Origin of the sequence: Leeuwenhoekiella sp. NPDC079379 (assembly GCF_044542075.1) — a bacterium.
Classification (GTDB): Bacteria; Bacteroidota; Bacteroidia; order Flavobacteriales; family Flavobacteriaceae; genus Leeuwenhoekiella.
The window spans coordinates 21,054-36,978 of record NZ_JBITTU010000004.1; the positions used below are offsets into that span (position 1 = coordinate 21,054).

Sequence of the window (15,925 nt, forward strand, 5' to 3'; positions counted from 1 at the left end):
AATTTTAGTTAGCGTTGTAAGGTGAGACTCATTAAACCAATAATCACATCATTGGTAATACTTTCTATGTGTATATTTTGTAGCGTTTTTTTCGCATCCAGCGGAAGATCTAAAAGTGTTCCTGCTCCACCATCAATTCCATACTGCGTAAAACCGTGAATGTCTGTATAGTCATCAAATTTCCGGGTTATTTCTCCTGTTTTAAATAGGAGGCGCGGAGGTTTTGGAGCGTCGGTTGTAAATGCATAGCCGTCTGTGTAATAATCCTGCTCAATGGGCCACCAGTTTTCGGGGTTTTTTAGACGCAGCACGTCTGAAGTTCCATCGGTATAGGTTACGGTAACTCTGCCATTTTCCATTCGGGTCTGCATCGGGTTTGTAGTACCTGTCATAATGAAGTAAGCGTGGCTTGCTTTACCCGTGAGCGGTATGTTAATCGCGTCTGGATAGGTATCCCATTTTGAGGTGAAAACTACATTCTCATCGTTTGCTTGAGACCCAGTTTCAAATGGGATGTTTTGTTGACTTTTTATGGTTCCTGTATGTGCTGCTGCCTTACGTAAGCCACTATCGTCTATAGTTATTTCTTCGGAAATATTAGGGTAGCACCAGTTGCCGATGCCGGTTGTGGGCAGTTGTAGTGTAGGTGATTCTGGTCGCGGACTCCAATACTGTTGTTTGAAAATTTGATTGACGTCTGCATTAAAATGACTCGATAAATCAATAAAATCAAATCTAGGTTCCTGGTAAACAGGTATGTCCCAATTGGTAAATGCCAATTCAATTTCTTCTCCCGAGGTTAAACTAAACTTCAACTTATTGGTCCCGGGAACTACTGCCGATACGGGTAATTCTAGTTGCTTACTGCGTGATGAAGCAAATTTTATTTTCTGTTGATGGTTGGTATTTAGGTGTAAAGTGCCTTCTAAGATTTCTGTAGTATTATTTTGAAAATCAATAGTTACAGCTTCTGAAGAATAGTGGTTGTTGACGATTTCTAATTTTGGAACTACCTCAAAATTTACCGGTTTCCACCAGGTCATTTCGTTTTGTTTCAGTTTTATAAAAACCGCTTTATGCCCTAAAACGGAATTTATACGTGCATCAATTTTCTTTGAAGAACTATCAATCTCAGAAAGGGTTTGTTGAGGATCGTGAACTTCTAGAATTTCAGCGTTTGAAGTGTTGAGGTTTAGTGGTTCTTGTAGTGCATATTTTGTTTTTGAAATAATAGGATCTAAAGCTTGAGTACCCCATTTTACTTCAATTTTATACTGCTTAGCCTTACCCGCATCAATACTTATTTTAGGAGTTCCTACTGCATTCGTATCCATGGTGTAAGTTGCTTTTTTTCCGTTTACAGTTAGCTTTTCAAGTGTAGAACTGGCGGCATTTAATTCTAATTTGAGATTTAAATCGGCGTCGAAATTATTTTCCAGCGTATAGATTTCGGTATTTTCTATTCTTTTAAAAGACAACGAGACATCAGGTAGGTGTAAAGAAGCCTGTTCCCATTCTTGCGGAAAACCCGGTTGTATAATCAATTCATTATTGATAAAATTTGGCTTTATGCCAAAAAGACCTTCTACTAAAGCTCGTGCAGCAACACCTATAGGATCTGCAAAATCCCGATAGAGTTCGCCCCGCATGGCATCATAAAACGACAATTGCTGAAATCCGCCCGGCGAAGCACCCAGATACATACTTTCTACAAGGGCGCTTTCAAAAAGTTCAAAACCTTTTTCAGGTTGATTGCCTTGCCAGTAGGCGAGTGCCATATTGAGATTTTCAGCCAGCGCAACATTGTTTACAGACCAGGTGTAGGGTTGCCAGTTGGTCGTTGCAACTAAAGAAAGATCATCATAGGGTAAGCCTTCAGCCGCGACAGGAATATGCGGAATTTCATGGGTTACATAATTCAAACTTTGATACGCCTGAAAATTATCTGCAATGCCTTTATCAAGGGCGTGATATACCGTCCAGATTCCGGGAGTTTTGTGTAGCAGTTGATTGCCTAACGCATCTTTATACTCTGCAAAAACACCTTGTTCAGGAAGCCATAGTGTGTTTTGAATGGCGTTTTTAATTTTTTCGGCTTCTACCCAATAGGGTTGTGGATTTTTTTCTAAAAGCTGAGCTAATTTTGCGGTCAATATATTAGCACGATAATTATACGCTGATGTATACGTCACCGACCCTCCGCTGTATTGAAGTGCATCACTTGCCCAGATGCTAGCATAGGCATCGTACAATCCATCATTATTTGCATCAAAATTGCGCTTTTCCCATTTTAAATGCCGCTCAATTACGGGAAATATTTCTTTTAGAAATTCAGGATCTTTATTCCATTTAAAATGGGTGAGCAGCTGATCTATAAAAACCAGATTCATATCATAATGATGTGCGCGGTCGTTGCGATTGGGATGTCTGCTTATGTAGCCTTCGCTAAATAGTGCCGTGCCCAAAACTTCCTTTTGTCGTGCAAAATAGCGGCTACTGTCTAAGACTACAGGGCCTGTCTCGGGTTCTAAAACCTGTGATTTTCCGTAGCTGCTAAAGTGGGTTTTAGCACGGTCGTGCCAGCCTAATAGGTCTGCGGCATACGCACCACGCCAGGCGTTGAGGTGCATCCTCCAGGCTACCGAACCATGTAAATACGCCGGACTTTCCCAGATGGCATCTGCTGCAGTAGCGAGTGCGCCGCCCAGTGTATTCAAATAGGGATCAGGAGTTTGTAGCGTTACTCGGTTTGCCAGCATTTCAGCTTTATGTATTGCCTCATTAAATGCTTCTTCGGTAGTACGCGTATTTTGATTGGTTTTTGAATCCGGGTTTTCAATCGCCCAATAATAGGTTTTTGAAGCGTTTCTTGTAAGGGTACCGTACACCACAGGAAGCGTATCTGCAGTGGAGTTGGTTAAACGTATAGGATTCTGAATTCTTGTTGCACTGCCTAGTTTTACGATGCCTTCGGGGATTGTGCCTTGTAGTGTTCTGGTATTTTTATTTGTTTTTTTATCCCAATTAAAATCAAGAGTAAACTTGTTTTTGGCTAGAGTATAGGTGTTGTACAAACAATATTCCGGTTGCAGGTAAAACACAGATTCGGGGTCTGCGCCAATATCACCATCTCTATGGAATTTCTTTCCGCTGGCACCACCGAATAACCAACTTAGATCAACCGTTTCGGGTAGATTGGTTTCCGTTACTTTAAGTAAAAAACCTTCGTGCGTTGCCGAAGCAACTACGGTAAGCTGTAACCTTCCGGCACCTAAAATCTCATCGCGTAGGGTGTATTCCATAATACCCGGCGTATAGCGGGTTTCAATACTGTCTGCTTCTGTGATCCATTTGGAGGTATTTCCGTTAGCAATGCCTAGTTTAAAGTTGCCACCCATTCCCGGCATATACAAGGCAAATTCGGGTAAGTCGCCGGTTTCTACTCTAAAACCGGAATTGGTACCGTATAATGCGCGATTAAATTTTCGGGTACCGTTTACTAAAACAAAACTTTTGCCGTCCGGCTTATAGTGCAGTGGCCTTTTTTGATTGTGCCATAGCGCTTTTTCTTGTGCAATTGCAGGCGTAAAACCTACACTTGCTAAAATCAGAAGTAACAAAAAACCAGCAATTATTTGGAATGAACTTCTCATTCACCCTCATTTTTAGGCTTTAGTTCGTCGGGACTGTCGTTTGTATATTTATTAAATTGTTGCTTAGATGGGGTTTTAAATAAATCCTGAATCAGCGCAATATTGAGTTCGTTTTTTGGGTTAAATTCTGCCGAAGGCATATACTTCTGCAAACTGTAATACAACTGATGTGCTGCCGCATCTTTCTCAGGATCGTTAAGATCAACACTCACAACAATGAGTTTCCCGTTGCCCACTTTGGCCTCAAAAGCCATCGCAAGTCTGCGGTTCATAAACCAGGTGTCTATAGGCTGAATTAGCGGTCTGAATTCTGCCGGAAAGTCTTCCAAATGCATTACCTGCTGGTTGTTTACAATGCTGTACCACTGTAAATCACTGTGATATTCGGTGGGAAATTCGTTAAACAATGGGTGCTCCGGATCGATCAAAATTCCGGTAGTATGCGGTGGGCGCATCTGAAACCACGAGGTATTCCAAAAAACCGGGATAAAGGTTTGTACTACTTCGGAACCTTTTACGATGCGTCCTGCAGCATTTAATAAAACTGTACCGCCAGAGTTTAGGGTTTTTAGCGCTTGTTTGTCAAGCGAAGTACACTCATAAACTTGTGTAGTTACGGCAGGTAATTCTTTGGGATATACCCAAAAATCCCAGTGATTTTTAAATTCGGTGTTTTCAACCGAAATGGTAAATGTCAATTTTTGTGGAGTTTCGATCTCGTTAAGCGGAACTGCTATTTCACCTAAAGTAGATAATCCAAAACCAATTTCAGGAGTATCAAAACTACCTGAAGCCACACTAGTTCCTGCGCTATTAGTGATCTGCCAGTTTTGATTTTGCTTTAAAGATGTCTTCCCAAAATGGGAAATAAGCGCAGTAGCGGTAAACGATTCGTCATTAGTATATACAAACTTAGGGATCTCAGCGAGCGGCACCGTACTGTTTGCAAATTCCCGAAATGCAGTCGCATCTGTATAGGGTTTTGGGTCCCAAAAGGCATCCAAAACGCCCACAAGGGCAGTTCCCTGACCTGAATAATCGCTTAGCGAAAGCATTTGATAGCCGGCATAATTGGGCGTGCGCAATGCTTTCTCAATATCATATTTATAACACAAGGCCTGCAACTTCCCGGAAGCCATAAAAAAATCATTTGCCTGATCAAGCATATGATGATCTTTAAGATCTTCTTCAAAAAGTTCGAAGTTCTTAGCCTTATTTGGTCCGGTATATTTTTTAGTCTCGTTGAAATTTGGGAAAACACAATATTGCCCCAGTTCGTGCGACACAAACGGAACCTCAAATTGCGCGATATTTTCAGTAAAATTATTAAGAGTTTGCGGGGTTTCATTTTTCCAATCCAGTCCGCGGGCACCACCACGCACCATAAATTCGTTATTAGGCACTACCGGCCAGCTGCCACCTACCGATGCGCCTGTGTATAAACGACGGGTATCTTTTTGTTTCCAATAGTCATTAAAAGCACTCAGATATTCTACCTGTCGTCCTGTGGGTTCGTTACCATAAGCCAGCATTACATAGGAGGCGTAGTTGCCGTAATGGGTTTCCATACGGTTTGTTTCTTCATAAATATAAGTATCTATAGGTCTGCCTAGTCCTAAAGCACTGCCGTGATTTGCCCAGCTGGGGCCTTCGGGTTGTAAATAAATACCCAATAAATCTGCGGCTTTAAAAGCAGCTTCGGGCGGACACCAGGAATGATACCGTACGTGATTGAGACCGTGATCTTTTATAGCCCTAAACACTTTTTTCCAGGAGTCCACATCCATCGGGGGATGTCCTGTAAGTGGGTAAATCGCATTGTCTAGCGTTCCTCTTAAAAATACAGGTCGGTCATTTATGAGAAACGAAGTGGCTTGTGTTTTAAAATCCCGGATTCCGAATTGCAAGGTTTTATGATCAACGCCTTTAGAAGAAGTTAAGGTCACTTTAGCACGGTATAAAGCTGGGTCAAACTCATCCCATAACGCAATTGTTTCTCCTAACGGAACTGTCGCAACCAGCGTATCCTGAGTTGCGTTTATTTTAAATGAAGTCGAGTAAGGGTTTATTTTTTGAGGAGCAGCCGTATTGAATGTTTCCAACTCAAAATTTAAGGTTACTTTTTTAGATTGTTGCTTTAATTGGACTACAGCAATTTTAAAACGAACTTCTTTTGCAGCCCGGTTGGGATAGGCCTGTATATTTTCAATATAAATTTCGGGGGTGGCGACTAATTTTAGTTTCCCTATAATTCCATTCCAGTTGCCCTGTGTATGGTCGGTGATACTGTGGGAATCGGGACCTACATTAATTTCTTTAACACGGTTGTCAACGCGAATGCTCAAGGTATGTGTGCCCGGAGTTAAGTAGCTGCTTAAGTCGTATTGATGCGGAGCCACCATAGAATTTTGTATTCCTATTTTTTGACTGTCGAGATATACCAGTGTTTCGGTATGCGGGCGTTCCAGATAAAGGTAAATATGCTTATTATCCCAATCTTTCGGGATGGTTATTTCTTTCTGGTACCAGGCTGCGCCTACATATTCTTTTTCGGGCGTAAGCCAAAACGGAAATTTCACATCCCCCGGCTGACGGTACTTTTCAAACCGCGGATTAAAGTAAAACGAACTGTCGTAAATACTACCCGTCCATTGTGTTTTTATGGTAACCTCGTTGCCTTTATCATTAGTTAGCATCGACCCCGGAAGTATGATGTTGTCTTTTAATTTTCGGGCAAACCAAGCTGCAGTAGTTCCCTGGTCTTTAGCATCAATTTCAAAACGCCAGGTCCCTTCTAAGTGTAGTGTATCACTTTTTTGAGCGTGTATTGGCTGTAATCCTAAAAAGCTTACGAGTAAAATAAATAAAGTACAAAAGTGACGCATATTAGTTAGAATTTAATTGATTAGGAACAAGTTCGATATCGGGTTTGGGGGCTTTTTGCATCCCGTAACCCATATAAAAACCTACGTGTGGCGGCTGGTTGTAGCCTATGTTTTGCCAGGTAATACTCAAGCGGTACTGCGGATCGTGCATTAAGGTATATACACGTGTAGTGGTTGGAATAGGTGTTGTATAAATACGCAGTTCGCTACCATCATCACTGGGGAGCATCAGCTCTTCACGCCAATCGCCCAGAATATCTGCCGAAAGACTGGGAGTAGACTTTGATCCGTTTACTGAGTGTGCGCCATCGGCTTTAAAAATTCGGCCTTTGCCATACTTCTCAATATAATTACTGTTTAAGAGTTCGCGAGTCGTATCGCCATCCCACCAAATTAAAAAGTTGGCAACCCGTGGCGCTCTGCCTATGGGATTGCCTTTGCTATCATGAAGATTGCGATTGCCAGACCACCACATTTGTGCTCCTACGCGAGTGGTATCAATATTTGCGGCTACGCCACGGCCCACATCTTCATCGGGTTGTGCTTCAAATAATACATTACCGTCTTTTGCTGAAAATAAAACCACTCCCGGTCCTTTGGTACCTTCTTCAATTTCGTGAACACCAAAACGTTCCAGACCCGGTATTTCAGGATCAAGGTCACTTACGTGAATGGCATCGCCGTGTCTAAACCCTGTGGTGTATAAACCGCTACCGTCATCATCTACGGTCATCGCACCAAAAATGATTTCATCTTTCCCATCCTCATCAACATCAGCAACAGAAAGGTTGTGGTTGCCCATTCCCGAATACGGATTTTTCCCATTTTCCGAATCAAAGGTCCAGCGGGATTGTAGTTGGTTATTTTTAAAATCAAAGGCTGCCAGAACGATGCGCCCATAATAGCCGCGGCCCATCACGATGCTGGGATGAATGCCATCAAGGTAAGCTACACAGGCGGTAAAGCGATCTACCCGATTGCCGGTGTTATCGTTTTTACCATTACCACCTTTTCCGCCCCAGGCACCAATATTCCCGCGTTCAGGAATGTAAGCGGTAGTAGCAACTGCTTTACCGGTTTCACCATCAAAGACCGTAAGATATTCGGGACCTTTTAAGATTTTACCAAAGGTTCGGGAGCGCTCATCGGTATCCCGCCAGTCGGCTTTAGGGTCACCAATTACGGTTCCCAATGCATCTGTGGTGCCGTCTGCGGTTTTGCAGACCATTTCGGCTTTACCATCACCATCAAAATCATAAACCAAAAATTGCGTATAATGCGCACCTTCGCGTATGTTTTTTCCCAGACTGAGTTGCCAAAGCAATGTTCCGTCTAATTCGTAAGCCTGAAAAATAGGAGGGTCGGTCAACCCGCGATGGGAGTTGTCGTGACCTTTGCCGGTCATATGCACAATTATCTCATACTGCCCGTCGCCGTCTAAATCTCCCACAGCGGCATCGTTTGCGCTATAGCCTTCAATTTGAGTAAGCGGTAAGGATAAATAGGGTTTTATAGCTGCATTTGCGGGTATCGTGAATTTACCGGGTTCTTCGATTTCTGTGTTTTGCAAAACCGACTTTACAAACCAGGTATTGTTTAGGGCTAAGTCTGTCGTTTTATCTATAAAAAATGTGCTATTTGAAATCGGTTCTGTATTGAGTTTTACCGCAGGTTGTTCTCCAGATTTTCGGTAGATATTAAAACAAAGTTCGTCGGGGTCAGTTCCCAAAAATCGCCAACTCACGATGACTGCTCCGGTATCCTGAGCGAGTGCCACCACACCACGATCCAGATGTTCCATGTGTCGCTGTGCGTTACCCGCAACGCCAATTACGCAGAAAATTAAAATAAGATAATGCTTAATTGGACAGGATAGATTCATCGGTTAGTCGGTTAGGGGTAAGGTGTAGGGAAGTACTGTGCCATTCTCGGCCAAAATAAAATAATCGGGCAATACACCGGGGTCAAGACGGTAGATTTTAATCGTATGTGTACCGGCTTTAAGCGCACCTAAATTCAGTGATTTTCGGGCTTGATTGCGCAATACATTTTGTTTCCATTCTTCACTTCTGCCATAGGTCTCAAAATCTAAAATTTCGAAAGCATTATCGTTTAGTTGTATTCCTATTTTTAAGTTTTGATTACCAGTTATGGGATGATTGGGTAGTGTTGTGAGGGTAAAGTCGGCATTTTTTAAATCTTTTGAAAGCTCAATCTCATAGCTTAAAACCGGAGTGGTAGCTGCTAGCTCTTTAATTGTTGTGGCGTCTGAAGCGGCTAATTGTAAGATTTGCCCGGTATAACCTAATCCGTTTAATTGCTGCGGAAAACCTGCTTCAAAGTTTGTAGCACGGGTATAGTCTGCTGCCTTGTGCACCAGTGCAAGTTTAGGTGCTTCGGTACTTTTGGACTCGTCGTCTAAAATTTCGGGCAGCTCAAATACCGGAAGTCTGCGCGGTGCAGGATCCATAATACCGTTCCATTTTCCGTTTCCGAGGCTGTTGTAGGTGCTGGTTAATTGCGCTATCTCCTCTTGATTTGCGCGTATTGCGTTTTTATATTCCTCAGCTTTTTGACGATTGGTCTTACTATACTGCGTTGCCAAATCCCGATATAAATACTTCTTGTTCATCGCACTTGATGCAAGCACGGGATAAACAACCAGCTGATACCAGGCATCGGTACGATGTTTCGGAATTTCGTTTTGAGTGGTGTAGACTTTTTTTGAAAGCGCCTCATAAGCTTCTATACGCTTTGTGTTTTCATCATTTTCCGCACTTAATGAAAATCCGGTAAGGTGCGTAGCGCGTGTAGGTTCGGTTTGACTCCATCCCATAAATTCGGGTTTGCGTAACCAGGCGAGATCATAATACGTATGGCGTATATCGCTAATTTCAGAAGCCAGATTTTCACCAAAAATGCTTCCGTAGAAATTCTGCATATGGGTGATATAGTTTTCAGGCTTTCTAAATCTTTCCGGCTCAAATGCCAAATCCATAAAAAACTGCGTATTGTATTCTGCAGGCTTAATATCTCCCACATTAAGAATCCATATTTTATCTGCTCCCGTATCGTAGGCTTTCAGTAGTTCTTCCCTGATCAATGCGGGATGCGTTGTACTTAGCCACAAATAATCGTGCGGTCTTCCCCAATACGAAGCGTGGTAATACACCCCGCTACCGCCACTGCGTTTGCGCTCTTCGGCGTTGCTTAATTGTCTAATATATCCGTAGTTATCATCGGTCCACATCAGGGTGATATCTTCGGGTAAATCGAGGCCGTATTCATACAAATCAAGTACCTCTTTGTAAACGGTAAACACCTGCGGTACCTTTTTAGGATCTCCTATGTGTTTTTGCAATAAACCCCGCTGATCTTTAATAACGTCATTTAAAATTGCTGCTGCATCTGCGGTGTTTTTAGCACCTTCCATACCGCTGTCGTGAACGCCACGCATCCCGATGGTGTAAATTCCGTTTACATTTTTAGCTTCAGCAACACGCTCTTCCCAATAATTGAGAACGCCTTTTTTATTGCTGAAGTAATTAAAATCACCCATCGCATCGTGATCCCATTCATCTACATTATTACGCAGCATAGGTTCTGCGTGTGACGAACCTAAAACTATCTCATAATCTTCAGCCACTTTGGCATTTCCCGGATAGTGAAAAAACGCTTTGGTACTGGGATGCATTGCCGGCCAGATGGTATTTGCACGCAGGCGCAAGAGCAATTCAAACACCTTTGCGTAGGTTTTAGGTCCTATATCACCGGTTTCGGGTTCAAAAGTTTTTGCCGCCCAGGGCTGTAACCCCCAGTCTTCATCATTTATAAAAATCCCGCGGAATTGAACCGCCGGACTTACCGATTGAAAATCATCAATTGCCAACACCAAATTTTCTTGTGGAGTAGGAGTTACATCTGCCCACCAATACCATGGAGAAACGCCTATTTTTTGAGAGATTGAAAACACACCATAAGCCGTACCGCGGGGATCTGCTCCCGAAATCACCAGAGCTTTTTGAATACTACCAGTAGGATTGTGTACCAGCGTATGTGTATAGGTTTCCCAGGCATTTGCTGCCGGAAGTTTATTTTGATCGTTGACTAAGGCTTTAATCAATTGTGAATCGCGGTTACCTATCGCAATTACATTTCCTGAAACTTCTGCAATACGCGTAACAACCTGCGGCTCAAATCCGGTAACCTGCTCGATGTCCTGAGCGAGCAAATATGCCGAAATAGAATCGAGCGCAGGACCGTTTGCATCGTAAATAATTGCGGTCTTTGTGTCTGTGGTTACGAGTTCAAAATTTGAATTATAGAGCGTTTCTTTTTGCGTAGCACTGCCACAGCTTATACAAGCAGCAGATACTAACAAAAGAAATAGAAAAGAGCTTTTCATTTAGTTGATTTTCGGGGAAGAAGTATAAAGCGAATCTGAAATGACAACTCCGGGTGAATTTTCAATTTTTAAGGTCGAACCGTTTTTGATACTCAGGCTTACATTTTCAATAGTCCAGTTGGTACTGTGAGTGATTTGACCGGCTTCTTCCGCCTGTATGTGTACGTCTTTTAAAGTGATGTTTTCTACTAAGGAGTTTTCCATCCCATTAACATTAATGGCGCGTTGTGCCCCTTTTACATCAATATTATACAAGGTGATGTCTTTAAACGTAGGGATGCCTTTTTCGGGAGGATCTACTTCCATCAATAAGGTTTTCCAGCGTTGTGGTATGCTTTCTTCATCGTAACCTTCGGGCAACTTGGAGTAAGAGTATGACGGATTCCAGTTCATCGAAACTTCCATAAACGTACGTACGCTGTCCATTTGAATGTTTTGCATATACACATCTTCAACTGTACCGCCACGATTAGTAGCCGATTTAATATTGAGTCCGTTTTTGGTTCCCAAACCTTTAATATTAGAAACAAAAACGTGTCGTATGCTACCGCTGGTCTCACTACCTATGGTGCATAATCCAGAACCGGCAAGCGCTACACAGTCGCGTATTACTACATATTCGGTAGGGCGATCTACCCGAAGTCCGTCCCAGTCACGACCGGCTTTTAGGCAAAAATTATCGTCATTACAATCTATCGTACAGTTTTGTACTAAGATATATCGGGAAGAATCAATATCTATCCCATCGGTGCTGGGACCGTGGCCACCTATGTTATTTTTTATGGTAAGTCCGTCTACCGTAATCTGGTTAGAATACAATACCTGTACCGTCCAGAAGCCTGCACGCTGTACGTTAAGGTCTTTAAGAAAAACATTTTCCGAATTCTGAATGAGTAACGTACGCGGACGTTTGGCATCATAATCTACAATCCAGCGTAGGCCTTTGGGTTCGTATTCTTTACGCAGGTTCCAGTAATAATCCCAAAACACTTTTCCCTGCCCGTCAACGAGACCGTCGCCGTTTATAGTAACATTAGACTGATCTAACACATTGATTAACGCCGCAGGCCATTTCATCTCAATACCGGCAACACGCGTATCAATCTCGGGGTAGTCTTTAATATCCTCACTGCCTAAAATCTCAACCCCTTCAGGGATGGTAAATTGTATGTTTTTTTTGATGAAAATAGAGCCGCTTAAATATTTTCCCGGTTTAAAGGTTACCGTACCGCCGCCATTTACTGCAGCTGCGTCGATCGCTTGTTGAATTGCCGTGGTGGTCAACGCGCTCCCGTCTGCAATAGCATCGTAGTCGTTAACGTAAAAGATTTGCTCTTTAAAAGTATTGGGTTTTGCACCTACTTCATTTACCCACTCGGGCTCAAAGGCTGCAGGTTCTGCTGCTGCCAGATCTGGTGTGGTGTTGGTGTTTTTACAGCTGTATAAACTGCATAGTGCAAGTGCAAAAAAGAACGAAATCGACCTCATAGTATTCAAATGGAATTGAATAAACAAGTTCTTGTTTTTCAGAGTAAGAAGCATCCTGCACCTACCTGTTGGATGGCGTCGTCTTTAGAGTTTAGGGTAATCAAAAACGTCGAGACTTACTTATGGTGATAGGAGACGGCATTCTGTAGAGGAATAGATAATACAGTTAAGTTTTATAGTTACAGATTTTAGTAAAGGATAACTAGGTTTACTAATTTAATCTAAAAATGAGTTATTTTTTACCTCAGTTCTTTGTTAGGTATTTTTCTTTATGCTTTTCCAATATTTTTTTGAACTCCTCAACAGTTTCCCGAAAATCTTCAAATTCGGTTATAGGTTGCTTTATCTTATTTTCAGTCATATGTAAAGCAAATAAGGCTACAACCCAGCCCCATAATTCATCATCGGTTTTTTCAATTTTCTTATCAAGCACTGAAGTTATTCTGTCATATGCAAATGGATGTTCTTTTCCGTCATAGAAGCCAGTATGCATTCCAATAACATTCATTAAAGTCAATCCTAATGCGATTCCTCGCTTCCTCCATTTTAGTTCAGCGTCATTACAGTTGTTAAGAAGATTTTCAATGGCAAAATTGTCGCAATAAATTTCTTCATCAATTATATGTTGGAAGAGCTCATTTTTTGGCTGAATATGACCGACCTCATGAAGATAATAGAATGCCAAAGCTGTTTCAAAAAGATATTCTGGTGATTCAGGGTTTAAAGTTTCGTATTCTACCGGACGCCTTAACTCTTCAGGGAAAGTATCAACATCCTTATTTATTTCTGTTAAGTTTTTGGTTGCCCAATCTAGAGCTATTTTTTCTTCATTTAACTCTTCAGAATTTTTTAAGCTAATTTCTTGACCACTAGGTTTTACTTCAAAACAAATAACTCGATAGTAATTAAAATATGCAAAAGAATAACACCATAAGATGTCTAGTGATTTTTCGCTTATGGCTATATGACTCCATGAGGAGATTGTCTCAAACTTCCATTTATTTACATCACTAAAGTCTAATTGATGCTGAGCCAATTCTTTAGAGTTAATCTCTTTTAAAAACCGATATAAAGCGTTAACAGAAACTTTATATTTTTCAGGTATCGATGCGCTTAGTTCTAATGATTGATTCATTATTGATATAATTGTGTCTAACGTTCTGTGTATGAGTAGTGGCATCCCACAGGGTGCTATTACTTATACACCTTGTTGGGTACAGTATTTTCTCTTTTTTCTATCCAATTGGCTTTTAAACCAAGTGAGTCAATTTTTTTAATATCAATTTTACTTGTTGGGTTGTGAATTTCTGGAACAATTAGATTATGCGAATAAATCATTATTTCAGTTCCTTTAGAAGCATTTGCTGCGTGATAATTTAATTCGTATGTCCTTTGGAGAAAAGGCTGATAAAGATTTCTGATATTTAAATCATTATCATAAGAAACTAACCAATATCTATTTTTTAATTGAGCTATTAATTGCGAAATCTGCTGGTGGTCAGCGTGTTCATAGAAATTAATGTAAAGGTCTTTTCCTTTGTTATAATAAGGTGGGTCGAAATAGAACAGTGTTTTTTGAGGTAGTTCTTTGTCTAATTTTTGAGTTAATTCAACGGCATCTAAATTGTACAATGAAATTCTGTTTTTGTACCGACTAATTTTTCGAATTCTTTTTATTAAATCTTGTTTATTAAACCGAGCATCCATTTTCCAATTACCATCCTGATTTTTACCACCAATGACGCCTGCTTTAAGAATTCCTGATCTATTAGTTCTATTTAGGAAAAAAGTAGAAAAACCGATTTCAAGATTACTATAGTTCTTTGGGTTTTTCTGTACTTCTTTCTGTTTCTCCCAATTTTTAATAGTGACCTCTGTCTCAAAAATTTTGTCGCATAGCTCGTCAGTATGGTTTAATACGCAATCCCAAAATGCATAAATTCTAAAGTCATAATCATTGATATGGATTTTATGCACGTACTCATTGAACAATAAGGCAAGAGCGACAGAAGCTCCACCTGCGTATGGCTCAACATAATGGCCATCGGTAATTAAGTTATAGTCAATAAGTAATTGAACATAATGCGATAATTTTCCTTTACCACCCGGGTACCGCAGTGGGGAATAGTAGTTTGTACTTAAATTAATTCCCATAGTTTCACGAAAAAGATTTCTAAATTATCCCAATTTTTCTTCAGTTGTTCTGCTTCAGGGTGAAAATCCTTGTTATGTACAAATGCGTTGAAAGTGTCGATTGAGAAAATACTGTCTTTCATAGTTGAGGCAGTGTTTGCTCCTTTCAATTTGTCTTTGTCAAGTATTCCTTTACTTTCTAAGTCAGAAGCAACTGATTTAAGTTTGTGACTTAACTTACTGTTATTATTAACCCCTGATATTGGGTTTTTTTCTATGTAACTATCCATTGACAACTCAATAAACACTCTGAAAGCGATAGCTCCCGAATTCTCAAAATCTCTTAAATCAAGGTCTTTGAGCTCGTGATATATCTTATTAACTCTTGGCTGATTAATCGGGATTATTGTGCTCTTAGGGATTATTGTGTGTCGTTTAGAAATTAAGGTTTTACTTTTTTTACCTTTTGGTGTTTCCTTTATAGGGTCGGCTTTTTTTGGCCTTGTGGTGCTAATTAATTCCCAATTTCCTGAGAGTTCTTGTGTTTTATCGGGCAAATCAGTTTTCTTGAAAGTCTCAAGGTAGTTAAGTCGGTCATCTTTGTAGTATATGTCTTTTACCGTAAAATCTTTTCTTAATAAATCATTGGCAGCTTTGCTCAAAGGTTTTGCTACTTCTGCTGGCTCGAAACGGGTGATTACTTTTCCATCTTTTATATCTATACCTGATACACGTCTAAAATCAGGGTCAGTAGCCAAACGTTGAAGAGAAGAAGACTTTACTTTATTTAGTTTCTTTTTTAACTCTGAATCAACTGAATCTTCTTTTTGCAAGAAATCAATTATTTGAAGGGCATAGCTTGAAGTCCCTTTAACACGTTCATCATAACGGGCCTTTTGTTGTGCGTCCCAAACAACTGTTCCAACCCCATCATTTTGCCCCGTATGTTTTAATTCAATCCAATGTTCAGCTTCTTTTTCCTCGTCAAAAAGCACACAAGGCACTTTTTCTATTGGGGATTTTAAGTATTGTTCAGATAGTTTCTTGAACTTATTCAATAGGGATTTATTCGTTTCTGGAATTAAGTCAGGATTTTCAAGCAATTTGAGTGCTGTGACTCTACGATTGCCTTCCAAAACATTATACTGGTCTGTCTGTTTTTCGTGTTTAGTGATAAATATAGGGTCGCCTGGATTCAGACCTTGGTTTGTTATATCATCAGCCAATTTGGATAATTTATCTCCTTGGTCTTCAATCATTGTCTTGATTGCTTCCCTTTGATTTCCGACCATCTCAAATCTTGGATTTTCGATATTTATATTTAAGTCAGCTATATCTATAAGAGTCCGTTTGTAAGCCAT

Annotated in this window: 8 protein-coding genes; all 8 read right to left on the reverse strand. The window is 40.7% G+C overall.

All coding sequences use genetic code 11. The features are described 5' to 3' along the window. Nucleotides 1-8: 8 nt before the first annotated feature. The 8 genes from ACIGAM_RS08545 to ACIGAM_RS08580 all read right to left on the reverse strand — a co-directional run bounded on the left by ACIGAM_RS08545 (nucleotide 9) and on the right by ACIGAM_RS08580 (nucleotide 15,925). Nucleotides 9-3,653: a DUF4450 domain-containing protein gene (locus tag ACIGAM_RS08545; protein ID WP_396511042.1), complete on the reverse strand. Its 3,645-nt coding sequence runs from the start codon at nucleotides 3,651-3,653 to the stop codon at nucleotides 9-11. Next, on the reverse strand, nucleotides 3,650-6,538 hold the full coding sequence (locus ACIGAM_RS08550) for a sugar-binding domain-containing protein (protein ID WP_396511043.1): 2,889 nt from the start codon (nucleotides 6,536-6,538) through the stop codon (nucleotides 3,650-3,652). The genes ACIGAM_RS08545 and ACIGAM_RS08550 overlap by 4 nt, the downstream gene beginning before the upstream one ends. Nucleotide 6,539: 1 nt before the next feature. Further along, nucleotides 6,540-8,420: a rhamnogalacturonan lyase gene (locus ACIGAM_RS08555; protein ID WP_396511044.1), complete on the reverse strand. Its 1,881-nt coding sequence runs from the start codon at nucleotides 8,418-8,420 to the stop codon at nucleotides 6,540-6,542. 3 nt (nucleotides 8,421-8,423) lie between these two features. Next, nucleotides 8,424-10,943, reverse strand: coding sequence for a glycosyl hydrolase 115 family protein (locus tag ACIGAM_RS08560; protein WP_396511045.1), 2,520 nt, complete (start codon nucleotides 10,941-10,943; stop codon nucleotides 8,424-8,426). Further along, nucleotides 10,944-12,431: a glycoside hydrolase family 28 protein gene (locus tag ACIGAM_RS08565; RefSeq protein WP_396511046.1), complete on the reverse strand. Its 1,488-nt coding sequence runs from the start codon at nucleotides 12,429-12,431 to the stop codon at nucleotides 10,944-10,946. A gap of 244 nt (nucleotides 12,432-12,675) precedes the next feature. Beyond that, nucleotides 12,676-13,566 carry a phage exclusion protein Lit family protein gene (locus ACIGAM_RS08570; protein WP_396511047.1) on the reverse strand — a complete coding sequence of 297 codons (891 nt, stop codon included), beginning with the start codon at nucleotides 13,564-13,566 and terminating at the stop codon, nucleotides 12,676-12,678. Nucleotides 13,567-13,625: 59 nt separating this feature from the next. Continuing rightward, complete coding sequence (locus ACIGAM_RS08575; protein ID WP_396511048.1) at nucleotides 13,626-14,585, reverse strand: DNA adenine methylase; 960 nt, start codon at nucleotides 14,583-14,585, stop codon at nucleotides 13,626-13,628. Then, nucleotides 14,570-15,925 (reverse strand): ParB N-terminal domain-containing protein, encoded by a 1,356-nt coding sequence (locus ACIGAM_RS08580; RefSeq protein WP_396511049.1) that lies wholly within the window; start codon nucleotides 15,923-15,925, stop codon nucleotides 14,570-14,572. The genes ACIGAM_RS08575 and ACIGAM_RS08580 overlap by 16 nt, the downstream gene beginning before the upstream one ends.

Bases quoted from the DNA above. Each gene is read 5' to 3' on its own strand.
- ACIGAM_RS08565 (WP_396511046.1), bottom strand. From the start codon at position 12,431: ATGAGGTCGATTTCGTTCTTTTTTGCACTTGCACTATGCAGTTTATAC.
- ACIGAM_RS08560 (WP_396511045.1), bottom strand. From the start codon at position 10,943: ATGAAAAGCTCTTTTCTATTTCTTTTGTTAGTATCTGCTGCTTGTATA.
- ACIGAM_RS08545 (WP_396511042.1), bottom strand. From the start codon at position 3,653: ATGAGAAGTTCATTCCAAATAATTGCTGGTTTTTTGTTACTTCTGATT.
- ACIGAM_RS08550 (WP_396511043.1), bottom strand. From the start codon at position 6,538: ATGCGTCACTTTTGTACTTTATTTATTTTACTCGTAAGCTTTTTAGGA.
- ACIGAM_RS08575 (WP_396511048.1), bottom strand. From the start codon at position 14,585: ATGGGAATTAATTTAAGTACAAACTACTATTCCCCACTGCGGTACCCG.
- ACIGAM_RS08570 (WP_396511047.1), bottom strand. From the start codon at position 13,566: ATGAATCAATCATTAGAACTAAGCGCATCGATACCTGAAAAATATAAA.
- ACIGAM_RS08580 (WP_396511049.1), bottom strand. From the start codon at position 15,925: ATGGCTTACAAACGGACTCTTATAGATATAGCTGACTTAAATATAAAT.
- ACIGAM_RS08555 (WP_396511044.1), bottom strand. From the start codon at position 8,420: ATGAATCTATCCTGTCCAATTAAGCATTATCTTATTTTAATTTTCTGC.